Annotated in this window: 16 protein-coding genes and 1 pseudogene; 13 read left to right on the forward strand and 4 right to left on the reverse strand. The window is 61.5% G+C overall.

Annotated features, from left to right (window positions below; genetic code table 11):
* Positions 1–102: 102 nt before the first annotated feature.
* Positions 103–966: pseudogene (locus C5689_RS03175) on the forward strand (DUF7146 domain-containing protein); the annotation flags it as partial.
* Between the two features lie 329 nt (positions 967–1295).
* Positions 1296–2234, forward strand: coding sequence for a DUF2493 domain-containing protein (locus C5689_RS03180; protein WP_174800242.1), 939 nt, complete (start codon positions 1296–1298; stop codon positions 2232–2234).
* A gap of 74 nt (positions 2235–2308) precedes the next feature.
* Here C5689_RS03180 and C5689_RS03185 read toward each other — a convergent pair whose 3' ends face one another.
* The gene (locus C5689_RS03185; protein WP_108915838.1) at positions 2309–2518 is read right to left on the reverse strand and encodes a hypothetical protein; all 210 of its coding nucleotides are present in this window, start codon (positions 2516–2518) and stop codon (positions 2309–2311) included.
* 623 nt (positions 2519–3141) lie between these two features.
* Between C5689_RS03185 and C5689_RS03190 the strand changes: the two genes are divergently transcribed.
* The 5 genes from C5689_RS03190 to C5689_RS03210 all read left to right on the forward strand — a co-directional run bounded on the left by C5689_RS03190 (position 3142) and on the right by C5689_RS03210 (position 10140).
* Positions 3142–3582 carry a hypothetical protein gene (locus C5689_RS03190; protein ID WP_108915839.1) on the forward strand — a complete coding sequence of 147 codons (441 nt, stop codon included), beginning with the start codon at positions 3142–3144 and terminating at the stop codon, positions 3580–3582.
* A 534-nt stretch (positions 3583–4116) separates the two neighbouring features.
* Positions 4117–4443 (forward strand): DUF736 domain-containing protein, encoded by a 327-nt coding sequence (locus C5689_RS03200; RefSeq protein WP_108915840.1) that lies wholly within the window; start codon positions 4117–4119, stop codon positions 4441–4443.
* 686 nt (positions 4444–5129) lie between these two features.
* Positions 5130–5471 carry a hypothetical protein gene (locus C5689_RS03205; RefSeq protein WP_146188308.1) on the forward strand — a complete coding sequence of 114 codons (342 nt, stop codon included), beginning with the start codon at positions 5130–5132 and terminating at the stop codon, positions 5469–5471.
* 69 nt (positions 5472–5540) lie between these two features.
* Complete coding sequence (locus tag C5689_RS18325) at positions 5541–6695, forward strand: hypothetical protein (protein ID WP_158271735.1); 1155 nt, start codon at positions 5541–5543, stop codon at positions 6693–6695.
* The gene (locus tag C5689_RS03210) at positions 6688–10140 is read left to right on the forward strand and encodes a DUF4062 domain-containing protein (protein ID WP_158271736.1); all 3453 of its coding nucleotides are present in this window, start codon (positions 6688–6690) and stop codon (positions 10138–10140) included. The genes C5689_RS18325 and C5689_RS03210 overlap by 8 nt, the downstream gene beginning before the upstream one ends.
* 59 nt (positions 10141–10199) lie before the next feature.
* Here C5689_RS03210 and C5689_RS03215 read toward each other — a convergent pair whose 3' ends face one another.
* The 3 genes from C5689_RS03215 to C5689_RS03225 all read right to left on the reverse strand — a co-directional run bounded on the left by C5689_RS03215 (position 10200) and on the right by C5689_RS03225 (position 13167).
* A complete protein-coding gene (locus C5689_RS03215; protein ID WP_108915843.1) occupies positions 10200–11642 on the reverse strand; it encodes an SMODS domain-containing nucleotidyltransferase in 1443 nt (480 codons plus the stop codon).
* 12 nt (positions 11643–11654) lie between these two features.
* Positions 11655–12497, reverse strand: a complete 843-nt coding sequence (locus C5689_RS03220; RefSeq protein ID WP_146188309.1) for a hypothetical protein — start codon at positions 12495–12497, stop codon at positions 11655–11657.
* A 442-nt stretch (positions 12498–12939) separates the two neighbouring features.
* Positions 12940–13167 (reverse strand): helix-turn-helix domain-containing protein, encoded by a 228-nt coding sequence (locus C5689_RS03225; protein ID WP_108915845.1) that lies wholly within the window; start codon positions 13165–13167, stop codon positions 12940–12942.
* A 227-nt stretch (positions 13168–13394) separates the two neighbouring features.
* On the opposite strand from C5689_RS03225, the gene C5689_RS03230 reads away from it, so the two are divergent.
* The 6 genes from C5689_RS03230 (at position 13395) to parA (ending at position 16852) form a co-directional block, all read left to right on the forward strand.
* Positions 13395–13658 (forward strand): DNA -binding domain-containing protein, encoded by a 264-nt coding sequence (locus tag C5689_RS03230; RefSeq protein WP_244594559.1) that lies wholly within the window; start codon positions 13395–13397, stop codon positions 13656–13658.
* Positions 13659–13796: 138 nt separating this feature from the next.
* Positions 13797–14006 carry a transcriptional regulator domain-containing protein gene (locus C5689_RS03235; protein ID WP_108915847.1) on the forward strand — a complete coding sequence of 70 codons (210 nt, stop codon included), beginning with the start codon at positions 13797–13799 and terminating at the stop codon, positions 14004–14006.
* Complete coding sequence (locus C5689_RS18675; protein ID WP_244594560.1) at positions 13972–14580, forward strand: DUF2285 domain-containing protein; 609 nt, start codon at positions 13972–13974, stop codon at positions 14578–14580. Before C5689_RS03235 ends, C5689_RS18675 begins: the two co-directional genes overlap by 35 nt.
* A 233-nt stretch (positions 14581–14813) precedes the next feature.
* Positions 14814–15038, forward strand: coding sequence for a DNA-binding protein (locus tag C5689_RS03245; protein ID WP_244594561.1), 225 nt, complete (start codon positions 14814–14816; stop codon positions 15036–15038).
* A gap of 12 nt (positions 15039–15050) precedes the next feature.
* Complete coding sequence (locus C5689_RS03250; RefSeq protein WP_108915850.1) at positions 15051–16196, forward strand: replication initiator protein A; 1146 nt, start codon at positions 15051–15053, stop codon at positions 16194–16196.
* A gap of 17 nt (positions 16197–16213) precedes the next feature.
* Positions 16214–16852, forward strand: a complete 639-nt coding sequence (gene parA, locus C5689_RS03255) for a ParA family partition ATPase (protein WP_108915851.1) — start codon at positions 16214–16216, stop codon at positions 16850–16852.
* Positions 16853–16895: the final 43 nt, after the last annotated feature.

Raw genomic sequence — 16895 nt, forward strand, 5'->3', positions numbered from 1 at the left:
AAGAACCCTTCAATCATCTGTGGAAAAGCGCCAAATCATCAGCTTCGCAACATAATCAGCACCGCGACATAATCGGTCTTATGTGCAGTTGAACATAAGGTCGACGCCGCGACGGGCGAGCACGGCGATCTGCTCGACGTCATCCAGGAGAGTTGCGGCTTCGCCGATTTCAAGAACACTGTTGATGAGGCGCGCTCGTTCCTGAGACTGCCGCTTCAGGAGCCGGCGTTGATGAAGAACAGGACGAGATCACTTTCGAAACCTGTCGACTCGCGGGAGTCGGCAAGGCGGCTTTTCGCTATATCGCAGCCGATTTCCGGGACTCTCGCAGAAGCGTATCTGCGCAAACGCGGCATTACGGCTTTGCACGAAGCCGGATCGCTCCGCTTTCATCCGCAATGTTATCACCGGCCGGACGAGCATTCCCCGACCGAAATCTGGCCGGCGATGATCGCTTCCGTGACCGACCTCGATGGGCGCCTGACCGGCGTGCATCGCACATGGCTCGATCCTCGCGGCTTCTCGGAGACGACGCTCGGAAAGGCGCCGATCGAAACGCCGAGGCGGGCGATGGGCGATCTCAACGGCCATGCGGTCCGTTTCGGCGTGGCAGGCGAGGTCATGGCGGCGGGCGAAGGCGTCGAAACCGTTCTGTCGCTGCGATCGGCGCTTCCCACCATGCCGATGGCCGCGGCGCTGTCGGCGGCGCATCTCTCCGCCATCATCTTCTCCGACACATTGCGCCGGCTCTACATCGCGCGAGACGACGATCCGGCTGGCGACGGCGCGGTGACGGCGTTGATCGACCGGGCTCAGCAGCTCGGTATCGAGGCGATCGTGCTGTCTCCTGCGCTCAGCGACTTCAACGAAGATCTGCGGCTGCTCGGGCTCGATGCGCTTCGGGCCGCCGTGCGTGTGCAGATCGCCCCGCAGGACGTCGCACGCTTCATGGAGCTGGCGGCATAGGCTCGGGCTGACAGGCGAACGCTCGCTGCCGGCGGATTCACGCCACGACAAATGATGACACTTCCTGAATTGTCGGAGAGGTCCGCCCCCACGGCCTTCTTCAGAGGGCGATCGATCGGCAGGCGGCTCGGATCGGCAACGGATGCGGCCGACTATTTTCCGGCGCGGCCTGCGGCCGCTTTCCATCGCGAGACAAAATAGCCGGCCTTCGCCGTCCTCCGCTGCGCTGCGGCCCTTCGCTTCACTGCGGGTGCAGGTCCGCTCCGCCCGCCGCTTTCGTCGCCATGAAGGCCGCGATGGGCGCGGTCGATCCGACGAAAGGAAGCGCCATGATCACCGATCGCGACGATGACCGCCACGAGCCGCCGCACGCGCCATCCCCGACCGACCATATCCTCCAGGAATTGCAGCTCTACGGCTATCGCCCCTTTCAGGACGAACCCGATCCGAGGCCATTGCCGGAAGGGCGCATCGTCTCGGGCGCCGTCGCCGACATCTTCGACGCGCTGATCGCGGCATTGCAGGACACCCGCCTCGAGCCGGATCTCGGCGACGTGCTCTGGTCGACCGTCAATCTCTTTCACCGCGCCGTGGAGCGGATCGAGCGCGAGCTCGACGGCAATGAGCAGGCGCAACGTCGATCGCAGCGCGAGCAGGATGGCGGCGAGGTGAAATCCGTCGAACTGGAACGCCTCACGGCTGAAGGTCAGACTCTCCTCGAGCGCCGGGACGCTTTCGAGCTGATGCGCGATCAGGCCGCCGAGCATTACGAACGCCACACCGGATCGTCCTGGCGACCGCGCGGCGGATCGATGGTCAATCACCGCAATCTCACTTCGGCAATGATCGACAGCCGGGACTTCCTCGCAGCGAAGAAGCGCGCAGAAAACGAGGTGCTGTTGCCCCCCGGTCCGAAGATCGCCGTCACCGGAGGCCTCGACTTCAACGACCATCGCCTGATCTGGGCAAAGCTCGACCAAGTCCACGCCAAGCATCCAGACATGGTGCTGCTGCATGGCGGCAGTCCGAAAGGCGCCGAACGAATCGCCGCCCGCTGGGCCGATCACCGCAAGGTTCCGCAGATCGCCTTCAAGCCCGACTGGACCAAGCACGCGAAGGCGGCGCCCTTCAAGCGCAACGATGCGATGCTGGAAATCTTGCCGATCGGCGTCATCGCCTTTCCCGGAACCGGCATCCAGGAAAACCTCGCCGACAAGGCGCGCAAGCTCGGCATTCCGGTTTGGCGCTTCGGCGCAGGCGGCGCGTGAGCGCCGCCGACCATCAGAGCTGGAAATGCGCCGAAACGCAAAAGCGTGTCGCCGCGTTTCCGTAAAGCCTTGTTTCAGTCGGGCGCGCCGATCATGGCGATCCTCGCCGCGCGCGCGTAATACGCCAATTCCGTATCGTTCTCGATGATCTCGTCGAGCAATGCCTTCATGTCGCTCAAATCCGAGCCGGACTGAAACGGCCCCGGCTGCCCCTCGATCGCCAGCGCCGCGATGGCGAGCGCCTTCTTCACGAGATGGAGATCTCGTCCCGTGAACTCCGCCATGCCGACCTCCCGAGCCGTTCGCTCCGCAGATGCACTGTGGTCGGCCGACAATAGACGTGGTTCGCGCGATCCGCGACCGGGCTTCATGACTTCGAAACAATCGACTCCTGCCAGCGAGCGCCACCCCGCTCTGATCGGCGCTGATCCTCTATCCGACCGATGGCCTGACGCCATCAACCCACGAGGGGTCGGCTACGCGAGCGTGCCGCCGCTTCGGTTTCACCTGCGCGGTGATCGCGGCCATCGGCCGGACACATCGGGCGCCTGTCGCGCGGGGATGCCCCCCGCCTCAGCACAGGAGCCGATCGATGTCTCGAAACCTTACATTCGCCCACGCTCGCGGTTGGGACCTCGCGAACACCCTCATGATCTGCGTCGTCGTCTTCCATGACGGCGCGGGAGACTACGGCGTCATGCCGTCGACCGAATACGACGGCGATCCCACCGCCATCGTGCATGAATTCGATCCCTTCCCATCATGAAGGAATCTGCCACCATGAGCAGCGAAAATCCCGCGGGATTTTCGCTCGCCCTGTCTCATCTTTCCGGCTAGACTCGCCGCTGCGCCGTGGTGGTGGTGGAAGGCGCGCTCGTCAGACCTTTGTCTCACGGAGACCACCGCTATGATCATCTTCGGACCGCTGCTCGTCATCGCCGGCATCGGTTTTTTCTGCTGGTTTCTGTTCACGCTCGCCGTTTTCGCGCTTCCCTTCTATGCGGGCCTGACGGTCGGCGCCTGGGCTTTTCACACGGGCGCCGGATGGCTCGGCGGAGCAATCGTTGGCGTCATCGCCGCAGGCGGGACATTCGGCGTCGGGCAATTGGCGCTCGCTTTCGTTCCCTGGACCTGGCTCCGGCTCGCCATTGTACTCGTCTATGCTGCGCCGGCGACGGTCGCCGGCTATTATGCCACTCACGGAATTGCCCAGATGGTTATGCCCTCCACGACATGGCAGATGATTTTTTCGCTCGTCGGCGCGGTCGCGGTCGGCATCAGCGCGTTGATCCGCATCACTGGAGCGATCCCGCTGGACCGGGAAGAAACGCGTCTCGCGCGGGCCTGACACCGTTGCAATTGCTTCTATCAGCGCACGTCGATCTGCATCTCTCCGAGTTCATCGTCGTGACACGGCGGCAATGATGGTGGCGATCCTTTGGCGAGAGCGATCTCACTGCGTCCGACAATCAGCGGGTGGGAGAGATTTCGATAAGCGGCTCGGAAGCGACGACGAAATTATGCAGACGGACAGAGGATTGTCATCATCGTCGGCGCTCGTCGCCGAATCTTTACGGTCGCACACCGTCGCCGAACTCTCCCCGATACCCGTCAGCCCGAGCGCTCCATAACGGCCTCTTTGATGGGCGGATCTGGCCGAAGGCCGGCTGCGCCTCGATCGCCTATGCGGCAATGGCGTCGATCGACTTTCTTCCCCTGACGGCTGCGCCGTCATTCCTCGCGAGACAACAAAGTCGCTCTTGCGCCATCCTCCGCTGACGCTGCGGTCGCGAGCGATGCCGCGTCGATCGCCTCCGGCCCTTCGATCGCCATCGAGGCCGCAATAGCGCGGGCTCGGAAATTCAGATCGAGGAGAATTCAAATGGCGACCATCGGCACCTTCAAGAAGACCGGCAACAACGAGTTCACCGGCGAAATCGTGACCCTCTCGGTCCAGGCGAAGAATGTTCGCATCGTCCCCGAAACCAGCCGCTCCGGCGAGAACGCGCCCAGCCACCGCGTGTATGTCGGCAGAGTGGAGATCGGAGCCGCCTGGTCCAAGCGCTCCAACGAGGGCCGCGATTATCTCGGCCTCAAGCTCGACGATCCGAGCTTCACCGCCCCGATTTTCGCCAACCTGTTCGACGACGAGAGCGGCGATGGCTACAGCCTGATCTGGTCGCGCCCGAGCCGCCGCAACGGCGACTGACCGATATCGCGCCCCGCCTTCCCGACGGGGCGCGTCCCTTGCAATCGAGCGCGCCTTGGCTCCACGAAAGCGAAAAAATGACCGATTGTGGTTGAAAAACTCGAAAATTGGAGCGCGCCAAAAATCGAGGCGAAATGCGAAATTTCTCAGAGTCGCCCTTTGGCAACCTCTCATTCAGGCTAGGAGAGTCACTCGTTCGATCGTCGCAGTGAAAGGTAGGGGCCCACTCCTTTTCCCCGCTACCGCGCCAATTTCCGCAGGAATTTTGCAAGGGGTCCCCGAAATTAGGTTTTCAACAGCATCGACCCGTTGCGGACTTCCCGGGCCACGCCGAGAATGACCGCTTCGCGCCTCATATCCGGTCGTTCGAACCGGTTTGCCGCGTTCCCGAAAGCGGACATGGGATCGATCTCAGTTAAACGTCCAAAACGACGGATACCCCGGAACGGCAGGTTATGGAGCCCAGCTCGGGATTGCTGTAGCTTAATGCGGTTGACCGTCAGGACAGTTTCGCGTCCCGATGTCGGCCGCTCTGCGTCGTCCCAGACGACCCCGAAGGCAGCCGTTAGCTCACGCGCCGCCCGCTATGGTGATAATTATCGGCAGGTCGAAACGTGAAGCGGAGATAGAGCATCGGTCCCGAATGGAAGCGCCAGCCTACTTATCCTCTTATCTTCGGCGGAAGAATGTTTTATAAAGATTCTCGTTTTCAAAAGGGGGCAAATTTGGCCGAAGTTGTGATGAACACGCACGCGATTGAGGCGGGCGAGAACTACATTGCTGTTTACGTCGATTGCTCCAGGGGCGTTGGTCAATCCATCGTCGCCGAAATGGAGATGGATCTTACCGGCCCCGTGACGGCCGATGTCGCGCAACCGCGAAAATTGAGCGGCTTTGAACTCCCCGCGCTGGAACTCCTGCATCTCGCGCAGCAACGCGCGGGAGAGCGCGGCGTGAAAAAGATTCTACTCGTCGATCCCCAGGGATTTCTGAGGCTGGCGCGAACCAATCGTTACGCGCGCCGCTGAATGCCCACAGAAAGGTGTCGAGCACGTGTCTGATGGACAGCGTAGGGCCTTGGCGACAGACCGCTTTTCATGCAGATAGCCGTCATGGGGGCTAAGAAAAGAAAGAGCGCGAAAAACGCGAAAGCTGGCGGTAGCGACGCGGCCAGGGAAGAGTTGCTACAAGACGCTGGTGGCTTCGATTGGGGCTGGCCCGCCCTTGAAGTCGTCATGGCGAGCACTGAGCTCACGCGCCGCCTCATAGCCGGCGGTTTCTCGGGCTGTGGCTATGGTATCATCCCACCCGATGGCCCGCCCTTTCTTTCGCTATTCGGCGACAATCTCCCGGGAATGAAGTCGGCGCTCGCGCTCATGAAGGAATGGACGTCCATGTCCGGTCCGAACGCCATTCGCATCGAAATCGCTTATGATGGGCCGGGCTATGTGCTCGCCATCTCGCAGCAGATCGATCTACTTCGCTGGCGCCTTTCCGGCATCGATACCGTACGCCAGCCGCTCATCATGGCGACAAGCCACATCAAGCGCATGGACTCGCGGCACCCAAACCTCGATCTGCTCGCGGATTATGCGCAGCAGCCGGTCGCACCGCTGTGGCTGGTTGTCGATGAATTACCCCGCAGTGTCGCGCGCGCGGGCGGTAGCCGCAGCTACGCCTTCACGCCACAATGGGACAACGCCATCCTCCTGCCCGGCATCGACATCTATCGACAACTTGACGATCGCCCGGTGGATACCATGGCGAAAACCGAAGCCGAGTTCGAATCCAGGACAAAAGAGGGAGCCGGCGCCGATTGGCCTCCCGAGCCGGAGCGGGATCCCGTGAGCGTTGCGGCGGCGCGCGAGCGGCGTCTCGCAGCGTCGGTGCCGAAGACGCTGCACGTGTTGCGCAACACTAATCGTGGCGCCGCGCTCCTGGCTCACGGCCACGCACTGGGATGCGCAAAATGGCAGGTGGAGCAGGCGATTTGCAATCTTCGATCGGCCGATTTCCTCGCCTATCAGCCTAGCAGCGTCGGAAAACGGCTCGCCATGATCGAAGCGGTGCGCAACCGGGTGCTGGAACCCGCGTCGATGGATGTCGATCTCGCCAGCATCACGGTCGACCAGCTCACCACCCAGATCGCGCTCGACGCCGCGCATCTATTGCGGCGTCTTGAGCCCGACCGCGAGATGGCGGAGGCGACCGGCGATCGGATCCGGCGTCTGCAGGAGCTCGGCTATGGCTGACATGCTGACGGCCGACCGCCTGCGCGTCTTCATCAGCTCGACGATCGGTGAGTGCGCGAAGGAACGCGAAGCCGCGCGCAGCGCCATCAGAGGTTTGAACTTCGAGCCGGTCCAGTTTGAGCGGGAAGGAGCGCGGGCGGAGGCCCCGCGCGATTTCTATCTGCGCAAGCTCCAGGATTCGCACATTGTCCTCGCTATCTACCGCGACTCCTATGGCTGGACCGACCAGGCCAAGGGGATGACGATTTCGGGGCTCGAGGACGAGTTCCGCGAGGCCCAGCGGCTTGGCAAGGATTTCCTCGCATATGTATTGAAATCCGCACCTAATCGTGACTCCCGGCTCGAAACCCTGGTCCAACAAATGATGGGCGGTCCTCACGTCCTCTATTTCTTCGAGGAGGGCGAGGATCTCGAAGCGCGATTTCGCGACGATCTGACGGCGTTGGTCACCGATCGCGTCACACGGGCGCAGACACCGTCGCCGAACGTCGGCACGGCGGACGCGACACTCGCTGCCATTTTCCGCGATGGCGCGCTGCGGGTGCGTCGCAACGGCCTGCTCGATAAATTGTCGCACGCGGCGGCACAAGCCCGCATCGTCTGGGTGACAGGGTCATCTGGTGCCGGCAAAACCGCGCTTGTCGCGGAATGGTCGCAAGAACGCGAGGCTGCTTATGTCAATGCGCGCGGCATGGATGCGCGCACAGCGCTACTCGCGGCGGCCGAGAGACTGGGTCTCGCGAGCGGTCCGGAGCTTGCGACGCCGTTGTTCGATGATGTCCGCTCGATGCTGCTCGCCCGGTGGCGAAACGGCAGTGGCTGGCCATTGATCCTGGACGACCCGGACGATGCCGATGCGGTCTGGTCGGTGCTCAGTGCCTGCCTGGCGCAGAGCGGAACAGGCTCCGTCCTAATCGTCACCCGGGAGCGCCCCGAGGGTGCTTCCGCTGAGACGTTGGCAGTGCCGGGCTTCACCAGTGACGAGCTGGAGGCACTGCGCGTCATCGCGGGAGCCGCCGTACCGGTAGATCCCGGCGACCTGCCAGTTTTGCTCCGCAAGAAAGCGGCAGCGATCCCCGGCGGCCAGCGGTTCGAAGGTCTGGATGCGACCTCGCGCGAAATACTCGGCTATCTTTCGCTCGCGCCGGTCATTCTCACTTTGCCCGACATGCAGACCCTACTTGGTGGCGCGGCAAGAACGGCGACCGAGATCACCGAGCGTGTCGCGGCGATGGGCGATCTCCTGATGGAGACCGTGGCCGGCTATGGTTTCATCCACGAGAGCCTGCGCGAGGAGATCGAACAGCACGTAGCCGGACGCCCGCAGCTGCATGGCCTGCTCGTCGATCGGTTGTCGAACCTGTTGGCCCGAACGGGACGGTCTTGGGCGGCCTTTAGTCTGCGCCGAGCCGAGACGACCGAGCGGGTCGCGCGGCTTGCCAACCGTGCTGTCTCAGAGGCCGTGTTCAGCGGATCGAAACGGCACCTGACTGAAGCGCTCGATTATCTCGTCGACTATTATCGGTCGCGCTCAGAGAAGGGGCGGCTCATGTCCGTCCTCATGGCGCTGGGCGACGCGCGCGCGAACCAGGGCCGTGCGAGCGCGGCGAACCTGCTGTTGCAGGAGGCTCGCGAGGTCGCAGAGCAAATCGGCGATCGCGAAGCCGAGCAAATGATCGAAATCCTGCAGGCGTCGATCGATCTCAGACGGTCCGCGTCGGCCGCCGCGCTCGCGCGTGTCCGCGCGCTCCGCGAGGCCGCCAAGGTGGACGGGCGCAGCGATCGCGAAGGGCGGTTGTTGCTCGACGAGGGTGTCGCGTACCTCAGCGTGAACGATACCGACGCATCCGCGCCGCTCTTTCGACGCGCGCGCGAGATTTTTAAAGAGCTCGAGGACGATTACGGTTTCGATGTCGCGAGCCGCAACCTGATTGCGTCGCTATCGATGTCGAAAGAAGGGCGAGCCGAAGCGGAGGCGTTGAGAGCTAAGCTGGACGTCAAGGAGCCGGATTCTCCGCGTCATCGCGCTTGGCTGTGCAATCTGAACGTGCCGCGCCTACGGATCGAGAAGAGGTATGAGGAAGCCGAGGCTTTAGCGCGCGAAGCGATCGCTATCGGCGGTGAGCTGGGCGACGGGTATCTTGTCGCGATCAATCAGATTGTGCTCGGTAACGTCTTGCGCGACGCTGGCGATCTCGATGGGGCGCGGGCGGCCTATGCCGAGGGCGGCAAACTCGGGAAGTCGGCCGGCCGGCCGGACGTGGAAGGACGCAGCTCGCGCCTTTTGGCGGCGGTCGACAATCAAGCGGCCGATGCCGCGGAGGAAAGCGAGAAGCGCTCGCTTGCAGCGCGCGCCGAGCACTATGCGACTCATGCAGCCGGGCTGTTAGCGGACAGCTTCGCCTGGGTCGAGCAGGCGTTCGCGCTGGAGGAGCGTGGCGACGCGCGCCGGCTGCAAGGTCGCAATCGGGAGGCGATGGCCGACTATGCGCTTGCCATAAGGGGATTTCTACGCGGCTGCGATGTGCCCGAAGGCGAACGCTTGCTGCGTTTCTTCGTGCCCTATATCGCGGATGAGAAGGACGCGGCGACACTGATCGCGCAAGCTTTCGATGGTCGCAACGACCTTTCGGCCTCGAGCGCCTGGGTTGAGGCGATGACGGTGGCACTGTCGCGCTGCCCAAGCGCGGTCGCGCCGAGCGTGCTCGGGTGCCTCATCCGAGCATTCCTACCGCAGCAATCGGGTGCCTTCTGGTTCGATTGCCTAGTCAGGTGCCTATTTGTTGTCGACGACAAACGAGGACGCAGAAAGCACGGGACGCTCGGCTCAATGCTGCTGCTCGCGATCCTCGGCTTCGGTCGTTATCGGGCGTTCACCACAACGGAACTTCTGACGTTGACGGGAATCTGCGCGAGCGGGTCCGATCATATGGTCGTGCGTCACAGGCCCGGCGACGATCTGGATCTCGTCATCCATCTCGGAGCAACGCGACGCCTGCTCTTCACCGTTCGAACCGAGCCCAAGAAACCGGAGGCGGTGTTCGTAGCGCTAGTGATCGGCTCCTTCCTCGACGCCTTTGCTGATGAGCTTTCCGAAATTCTCTCGCCTGATCTGTTGGGGGAAGGCGCCGCGATCGACGTCCATGTCTTTCCCGAAGCGGTCGAAAGCAAGGCGGTAGCGGACTTCTTCCGGGAGGGTCTCAAGGACAAGCCGGTTGCGACCGCAAGGATAATCGCGGAGGATGGGGAGGAGCCCCCGATCGTGGTCGTTGCGCGATTCGACACGATTGAGGCGTTGAAGGCGAGCGAGGAACGGGGAGGAGAGCTTGAAATCATGCTCGCGCGCTTCCTTGATGAAGTCATCTTTGTGACCACAGGTCGAGGTATCGACGATGCGATCTTCTCAACGAAGATACGGGATCTGCTAATCTCGGTGTTGCGATAGGTGAGATTTATTCTCGGTGTCCACGAAACCGGCAGTAGCTGAGTCTTCGAGCTGCCTCCTCACTCGACGGCGACATAGAAGGGCTCGCTCTTCGAGACTAGTAGATCATCCCTTCGGCGAATGATGAACGCTTCGGCCATGTGAACACCGTGGTATTGCGTTTGCTCCCAGTTGGTCGACTGGCTGCTGCTATCGTAGAACGCGCCTCGGAGCTGTCTGGCTGCGGTGGCGTCCGGTCCGGTGTTGGTGATGCGCCAGCGAACGTCGAACTCGCGCGGCAAAGGCGCACCAGTTTGGGTGACGGCCGTAAATTTGATCCAATAGTTCTTCGGGATAATCTGCCAGGGGGATAGCGTCCCGATCGCGGTGCCGTCCCGGCTCTTGTGCAGAGTGGCGGTGATCAGCGTCGTGAAGAGTTGAGGGGTGGATCGCCATGGCGGACGCTTCATGTGCGGCAGATGCTCGAAGAGGGATCTCGGAATCAGTTGTGATCCATTGCTCTTCAGGACTGAGATGATGTCCGGACCAAGAGGACGTCCCGCGCTCTGAGACGCGATCTCAACTGCTCGCTTGTTGACGGACTGAGCCTCTTCAAGAGCGACCTTGGAAGCGAAGTCTTCCCCGAATACACGACGCCACTTGCCGATGCTCTCGTCGCGGTCAGCCTCGGTGTAAGCGTCGTCGACCCATTCGCGATACAGGTGTATTTTGTCACGGAAGTTAGAATATTTTGTATCGTCCCAACTGTCGCTAAACAGTTCGCTTTCGTACTTCGGGTTCCGAACATCCGGTTTGGTTGTGTTGGTTTGGAGCCAATCGTCCAGACGGTCGAAGAGGACTTTGAATGTGGTCGGCGTGTCCGGGTACGTGTTCGAAGTATCCAAGATGCTGATCCGTTGGGCGAGGATCGTCGTAAGTAGGACAGACTGACACGTGAAGTTGCCCTTGATGTCCCTCATATACTTAAATAGGCGCGTTGCCTTGCGGAACTGGTTGTTCCCTGTCCGAGTGTTCTTCTCGATGAGCCAATCCGTATATGCGCGGGGAGCAGTCCCTTCAAACTGGTTCGTATTTCTATTGCAGACTTCGTAGGACTCTGAGAGCAGCCCCGCCCTGACAATGCACGGTGCAATATCAAGGCGACGCTCTTTGGCATACTCCAATGTCACACAGTGCGAATAGCGGCGCGCCATGTCCTTGTATATACCACTGTCCTTAAATATATCATACAAGGTGTTGAGGTAGTCGCTGGCTTTCCAGTCATCGACGGGCTCGACGTACACGAGAAGATCCGCATCATACTCCTTGTCAGGGAGTGGCTTGATGATTGTCTTGTGCGCCCAAGACCCTTGCGGGGCGAACTCCCTGATCTGCGGACTCCAACTCGACTCGCGGATAAATTTCTTCACCGCATCGATGCTGTCTTCGAGCAAGCCGAGGCGAGTGGTGTTGAGGTTGACCTCATCGCGAAGGAAATCGTTAAAGTGCTCGATGAGCTTCATTGAAAGTCCGTATCAGGCGATTTCACGCCATTCTTTGTTGAGTTGGGTCGAAAAGAATTTATACGCGTAGGGGAAGTTCAAGGGGCCAGACTCAACGGCAGCATTGTAATCGTTCATGGCCAGTAGCAAGTCGGAAAGCGGGTAGTCCGTTGCCGAGATCGTGCGGAGCCTTGCTCGCACATCTTCAATAGCATTTATTGCTGCCAGGTGACCTTGGATAGCGCCCCATACATCGGTCGACAAGAGGAAAGTCAGGAAGGCCAAGAACACACGCACGGCAGTCACCATTTGCTCGTGCTTTGCGATCGGAAATGCGATCAGTCCGACGACAAGTGTACCGATCACGATGACCACGAACATTCCGATCATGAGTGTGACACTTTTTGATTGCAAGCGAGATGTCCAAAAAGCAGACTCAGCCAACATCTCTGTCAGTCTCTTAGGACCTGCGGGAGCCTTCGCAGCAAAATATTTCGGGTCTTCGTATTTGGACGCTTTTTCTGCCGGAACGATGAATGCTTCTTTGAGAATTGCCAACTCACTTTGGGAGACAGGGTGGCCCAGACCATCAATGAGCAATGTGGCCCGTCTGCCGCGTTCCGCTGCCTCTCGATGCTTTCGATAGCTTCGCTCCGCCATCACCCAAGCGACAAGTAGCACCGCGCCTGCGACGCCGAGGAAATAGAGGTCGGTATGATCATCCGTGAGAACCGCGGCAGCGGCTGCTGCTGCAACGAGGAATTGCAGAGCAATCATCCAAAGTCGGCGGTTTGAGGCGATTGTGAACTCGGCGAGCTGGTATCCGATGAGTTGTTGTGATGTAAGCGCCACAAAAACCTCCAAAATACGAAGCAAAGCGGCTACTGTTGGAACGTGGCCGCACTCTCACCGGACTCTGCCATACTTATCTTTGTTCTGAATATCCTACTCCATCCACTGTAGAAGCTCACTTTTAGAAAGGCGACTATCCCCAAGGACCATTTCCGAGCCGTAAGAGCCTCCGAAACGTGCTGGCGGCGGTGAGTCGCCCGAGAAGAGTGAGAATACAGCATTAGGTGCTTCATGTCATTGACGAGACCTACCATCTCAAAGGGTGGGACCGTACGGAAGGCCGGCTGACAGAATCAGCGCTGAACTTCCGAAAGGACGATGGCATTTTGGCAATGATAGTCGATTGAGTAACGTCGAAGGCCAGAAATCGGTCGAACGGAGACGTTGATGGCAGATCGGCAGAACGTCAGGTATTGGTGCCAAATAGACGTCACGCCAGTTCCGGCCGGCCTTCGGCCTGGCGAGTTCAGCCACGAATTTTCGGCTTGCTGCGCTTGAGAAGCTCGGCAGGTTCAACGCCGAACGCGTCAGCGATCCGTCCTATAATGCTCACCCTCGCAGACACATTGGCGCGCTCGATCGCACCGACATAGCGAGAGCTCAGCTGCGCCTTCTCGGCAAGCGCTTCCTGCGTCCATTTCCTGGCATTACGCAGGCGACGGATATTCGTCGCTATGACCTCCTCGATTTCCATGGCGGCATGGAAGCCGAGTCAGGAATGTTCATTCCAGGAACGAACATTCCGATTCGTCCGCAACCATGCTAAGTATGGCGTCCGCCGATCCGGTGGGTCCTCCATCCCAGCGAACAACGCGATGCGCCAATTGCATCACTGTTGGAATAGAACGCCATTCAATCCTGGGATATAATCCTGTCGTCTCGCCATGAATTCGCCGGCATAGAGCGACAGGCAGGTCCGCAATGAGCACGCCAGCCTTCGAAGATCGTCCACCGCTCACCGAGCACGTGAACGCTTACGACGAGCGTCACCTCACGACCTATCTGCGGCTGCTGGACGCCGCCGACGAAGGCGCCGACTGGGGCGAGGTCGTCGCGGTGATTTTCGGGATCGATCCAGAGCGCGAGCCGGAACGGGCGAAGACCATCTACGAAAGCCATTTGGCCAGAGCGAGATGGATGTCCGCAGCCGGCTATCGGCAGCTTTTGGGCACGCGCCTGCAATAATCTCTCTTCTCGCGTGCCATAAAAAGGTCACGGGCGCTCGCGGCACGCGATGCAACCCTTTGGGCTAGTTTTGGTTCTGCCATTCCGGGATCGTCGAAGTCGCCGCTCGAGCTACGAGGCCAAGCCGAGGAGCGCTTCATGCCAACGAATTTTTGGAAATCTCCCGATTCTATCAAGCAATTGAACGACCTGGACCCTTCCGGGTTCGCGCTCGAATTCCTGCGTCGGAACCCCAAATATCGCCAGGATTATCGCGAGACGTTGAGGCGGATCGAACGCGGCGTCGTCGACGAAGCGACTGCCCTTTCGAGCCTTGCGCGTCGCTGGGGGTTGCAGTTTCGCTCATGACCCGAAATCTCCGGCAGGAAGGGAGCCAGCATTCTGGCTCCCCGAGATCGACCCCGGCACGCTGATCATCGCTTCAGCGCCGCCCCGTTTCGCGGCAGACGAGACCCTCGATCCGACCACCTTAGGCAAGGTCGTCGCCGACAGGTCCGACGACGGCGACAGGCGGGTCGTGATCGGTGACGCCCGAGGCAAGATTCATCTTTGGATGAACGACGGCGCGCCGAGTCGCCCCGCGATCATCTTGCCGCTGGACGCGTCACTCGAAATCCGGCTCGAAGTCGCGTCGCGATTCGTTCGTCTTCTTCAAGGCAGCGACGCAGGGCCGCTTCCTCGCGCGCTGCAATTGACCGCGCAGCGCCGCGCGCGTCTCATCCTGTTGCTGCACGCGCTGGATTTCCGGCTCGGCGGCGCGGGGCCACGCGACATCGCCGCGTCCCTGATCGACGCCGAGGACGCCGCGCTTCCCGCGCTCGAGTGGAAGAGTTCATCGACGCGCCGCAAGGCGAACCGCCTTATCCACGATTCCATGGCGCTGATGAACGGCGGCTACAAGCGGCTGCTACGCGGTGATTGACGGTCCCTCCGCTTTCTCCGTCTGCTAGCACATCCCAGCGTGCGCCTCGCGGAAGGGGGGACACGGATCGGCCCCAAAACTTCGTCCTCCCCCTGCGCTTCTCTTCTCCGCCACGGTGATCTCGAAGCGTCGCGACCTCCCTGCGGCGCACCTCACCGCTACGGAGGCGTCTCTTGCGCGACAAATCACCCGAGGGCGCCACGCGCTTCGTCCGGACGCACGAAGCCGCGCGAATGCTCAGCCTCTCCGCGCGCACACTCGAAAAATACCGCTGTCACGGCGCCGGCCCGACGTTCCGCAAGCTCGGCGGCCGTGTCGTCTACGCGATCGAGGATTTGCAGGCCTGGGCCGACGGCGCCGCCTGCCGCTCCACGTCCGATCCGCAATATGTCGAAGCGCGCGACGCCGTCCGCGTCGATACCGGCGTGCGCATCGCCCGCTCGAATTCCTACCGCTGAGGCGACGCCGCCATGTCGCGCCTCCTCCCCGTCACCTCGAGCGAGCGAAGCCGGCTCCACCCCTTCGTCGTCGCGACGGGGGACGCATCCCCTCGCGATCAGCGCGATCTCATGGAGAGGCCGTTCTTCTCGCTCGCCAAGGCGAAGCGCACGACGCCGATCCTCTACGAAGCGGCCGGCGCGCGCGTGGAAGTCTTCGCCATGCCCGAGCATGGCATGGCGACCATCTGGGACGCCGACGTGCTGATCTGGGCGGCTAGCCAGATCGTCGAGGCCGAGAACCAGGGCCTCACCACGTCCCGCTTCCTGCGCTTCACGCCCTATCAGCTCCTCAAGGCGGTCGGACGGGCGACCGGCGCCCGCGAGTACAAGCTCCTGAAGGGCGCGCTCACCCGCCTGCAATCGACGGCCATCTGCACCACCATTCGCAACGGCGAGCACTGGCGTCGCAGCCAGTTCTCCTGGATCAACGAATGGGAGGAGTGCGTGACGCGCGACGGCCGCGTCGAAGGCATGGAATTCGTTCTCCCGGAATGGTTCTACCGCGGCGTCGTCGACAGATCTCTCGTGCTCGCCATCGATCCTGCCTATTTCCGGCTGACGGGCGGCGTCGAGCGCTGGCTCTATCGCGTGGCCCGCAAGCACGCCGGTCGACAGAGGCAGGGCTGGACCTTCGATATCCCGCATCTGCATCAAAAATCCGGCAGCCTCGCGACGCTCAGAAGTTTCGCCTTCGACATCCGACTCATCGTTCACCGGCAACCGCTCCCCGGTTATCGCCTGCGGATCGAGCGCGAAGGTCGGCACGAGCTGCTTCGCATCTTGCCGATCGACTTATCCACAGCCCCTGTGGATAAGCCTGTGGAAACGCTCGGGACTTCGGGAACGCATGGTATCGGGACTTCGGGAGCAGCCCTATCGGGACTTCGGGAACGCGAAGGCCAGCTAACCCTATGGCCCGAAGGAAAAATCCGCGCTGCTAACTTAGAGTCTAACAGAGACTCTAACTTTTGTTTGCGCCCGGCGAGCGTGGAAAACTCATCGGAAAGTTCCCGCGCACCGAAACTTTCGTCTGAAAAGACTACACCTGATACGACTTTCCGTAAATCCGGCTTTACGGACGATGCAACTTCCGAAGCGCCTCTTCCTTTCGTCTAAAGCGAAGGACGCGCGTCATGATCGTCGCGCTGCTCAACCAGAAGGGCGGCGTCGGCAAGACGACGCTCGCGCTGCATCTCGCCGGCGAATGGGCTCGGCAGGGAAAGCGCGTCACGCTGATCGACGCCGATCCGCAAGGCTCGGCGTTGGACTGGTCACAGCAGCGCGCGCGTGAAAACCTCTCACGACTGTTCACCGTCGTCGGCCTGCCGCGCGACACGCTCCACCGTGAGGCGCCCGAGCTGGCGCGCGGCGTCGACCATCTCGTCATCGACGGTCCCCCGCGCGTCGCCGGCCTGATGCGTTCGGCGCTGCTCGCCGCCGATCTTGCGCTGATCCCGGTGCAGCCATCGCCCTTCGACGGCTGGGCGTCTGCCGAGATGCTGGCGTTGCTTGGCGAGGCGCGCATCTATCGCCCGCAGCTCGCCGCCCGCTTCATCCTGAATCGCTATGCGGCGCGCACCGTCATCGCGCGCGAAACGGTCGAGACGCTCGCCGATCATGATCCGCCGGCGCTCTTCGCCACCATAGGTCAGCGCATCGCCTTCGCCGACGCCGCGCAGACGGGGAGGCTCGTCTGCGAGCTCGCCGACGACACGCCGGCGGCGCGCGAGATCGTCGCGCTCGCCGCCGAGGTCGGGAGGATCGCGCCATGACGATCTTTGCCGATGTGGATGGCGATCCCTCGTCGTTCCATGA

Origin of the sequence: Methylosinus sporium (genome assembly GCF_003113265.1) — a bacterium.
GTDB classification, from domain to species: Bacteria; Pseudomonadota; Alphaproteobacteria; order Rhizobiales; family Beijerinckiaceae; genus Methylosinus; species Methylosinus sporium.

Bases quoted from the DNA above. Each gene is read 5' to 3' on its own strand.
- C5689_RS03180 (WP_174800242.1), top strand. From the start codon at position 1,296: ATGATCACCGATCGCGACGATGACCGCCACGAGCCGCCGCACGCGCCA.
- C5689_RS03185 (WP_108915838.1), bottom strand. From the start codon at position 2,518: ATGGCGGAGTTCACGGGACGAGATCTCCATCTCGTGAAGAAGGCGCTC.
- C5689_RS03190 (WP_108915839.1), top strand. From the start codon at position 3,142: ATGATCATCTTCGGACCGCTGCTCGTCATCGCCGGCATCGGTTTTTTC.
- C5689_RS03200 (WP_108915840.1), top strand. From the start codon at position 4,117: ATGGCGACCATCGGCACCTTCAAGAAGACCGGCAACAACGAGTTCACC.
- C5689_RS03205 (WP_146188308.1), top strand. From the start codon at position 5,130: ATGTTTTATAAAGATTCTCGTTTTCAAAAGGGGGCAAATTTGGCCGAA.
- C5689_RS18325 (WP_158271735.1), top strand. From the start codon at position 5,541: ATGCAGATAGCCGTCATGGGGGCTAAGAAAAGAAAGAGCGCGAAAAAC.
- C5689_RS03210 (WP_158271736.1), top strand. From the start codon at position 6,688: ATGGCTGACATGCTGACGGCCGACCGCCTGCGCGTCTTCATCAGCTCG.
- C5689_RS03215 (WP_108915843.1), bottom strand. From the start codon at position 11,642: ATGAAGCTCATCGAGCACTTTAACGATTTCCTTCGCGATGAGGTCAAC.
- C5689_RS03225 (WP_108915845.1), bottom strand. From the start codon at position 13,167: ATGGAAATCGAGGAGGTCATAGCGACGAATATCCGTCGCCTGCGTAAT.
- C5689_RS03230 (WP_244594559.1), top strand. From the start codon at position 13,395: ATGAGCACGCCAGCCTTCGAAGATCGTCCACCGCTCACCGAGCACGTG.
- C5689_RS03235 (WP_108915847.1), top strand. From the start codon at position 13,797: ATGCCAACGAATTTTTGGAAATCTCCCGATTCTATCAAGCAATTGAAC.
- C5689_RS03245 (WP_244594561.1), top strand. From the start codon at position 14,814: ATGCTCAGCCTCTCCGCGCGCACACTCGAAAAATACCGCTGTCACGGC.
- C5689_RS03250 (WP_108915850.1), top strand. From the start codon at position 15,051: ATGTCGCGCCTCCTCCCCGTCACCTCGAGCGAGCGAAGCCGGCTCCAC.
- parA (WP_108915851.1), top strand. From the start codon at position 16,214: ATGATCGTCGCGCTGCTCAACCAGAAGGGCGGCGTCGGCAAGACGACG.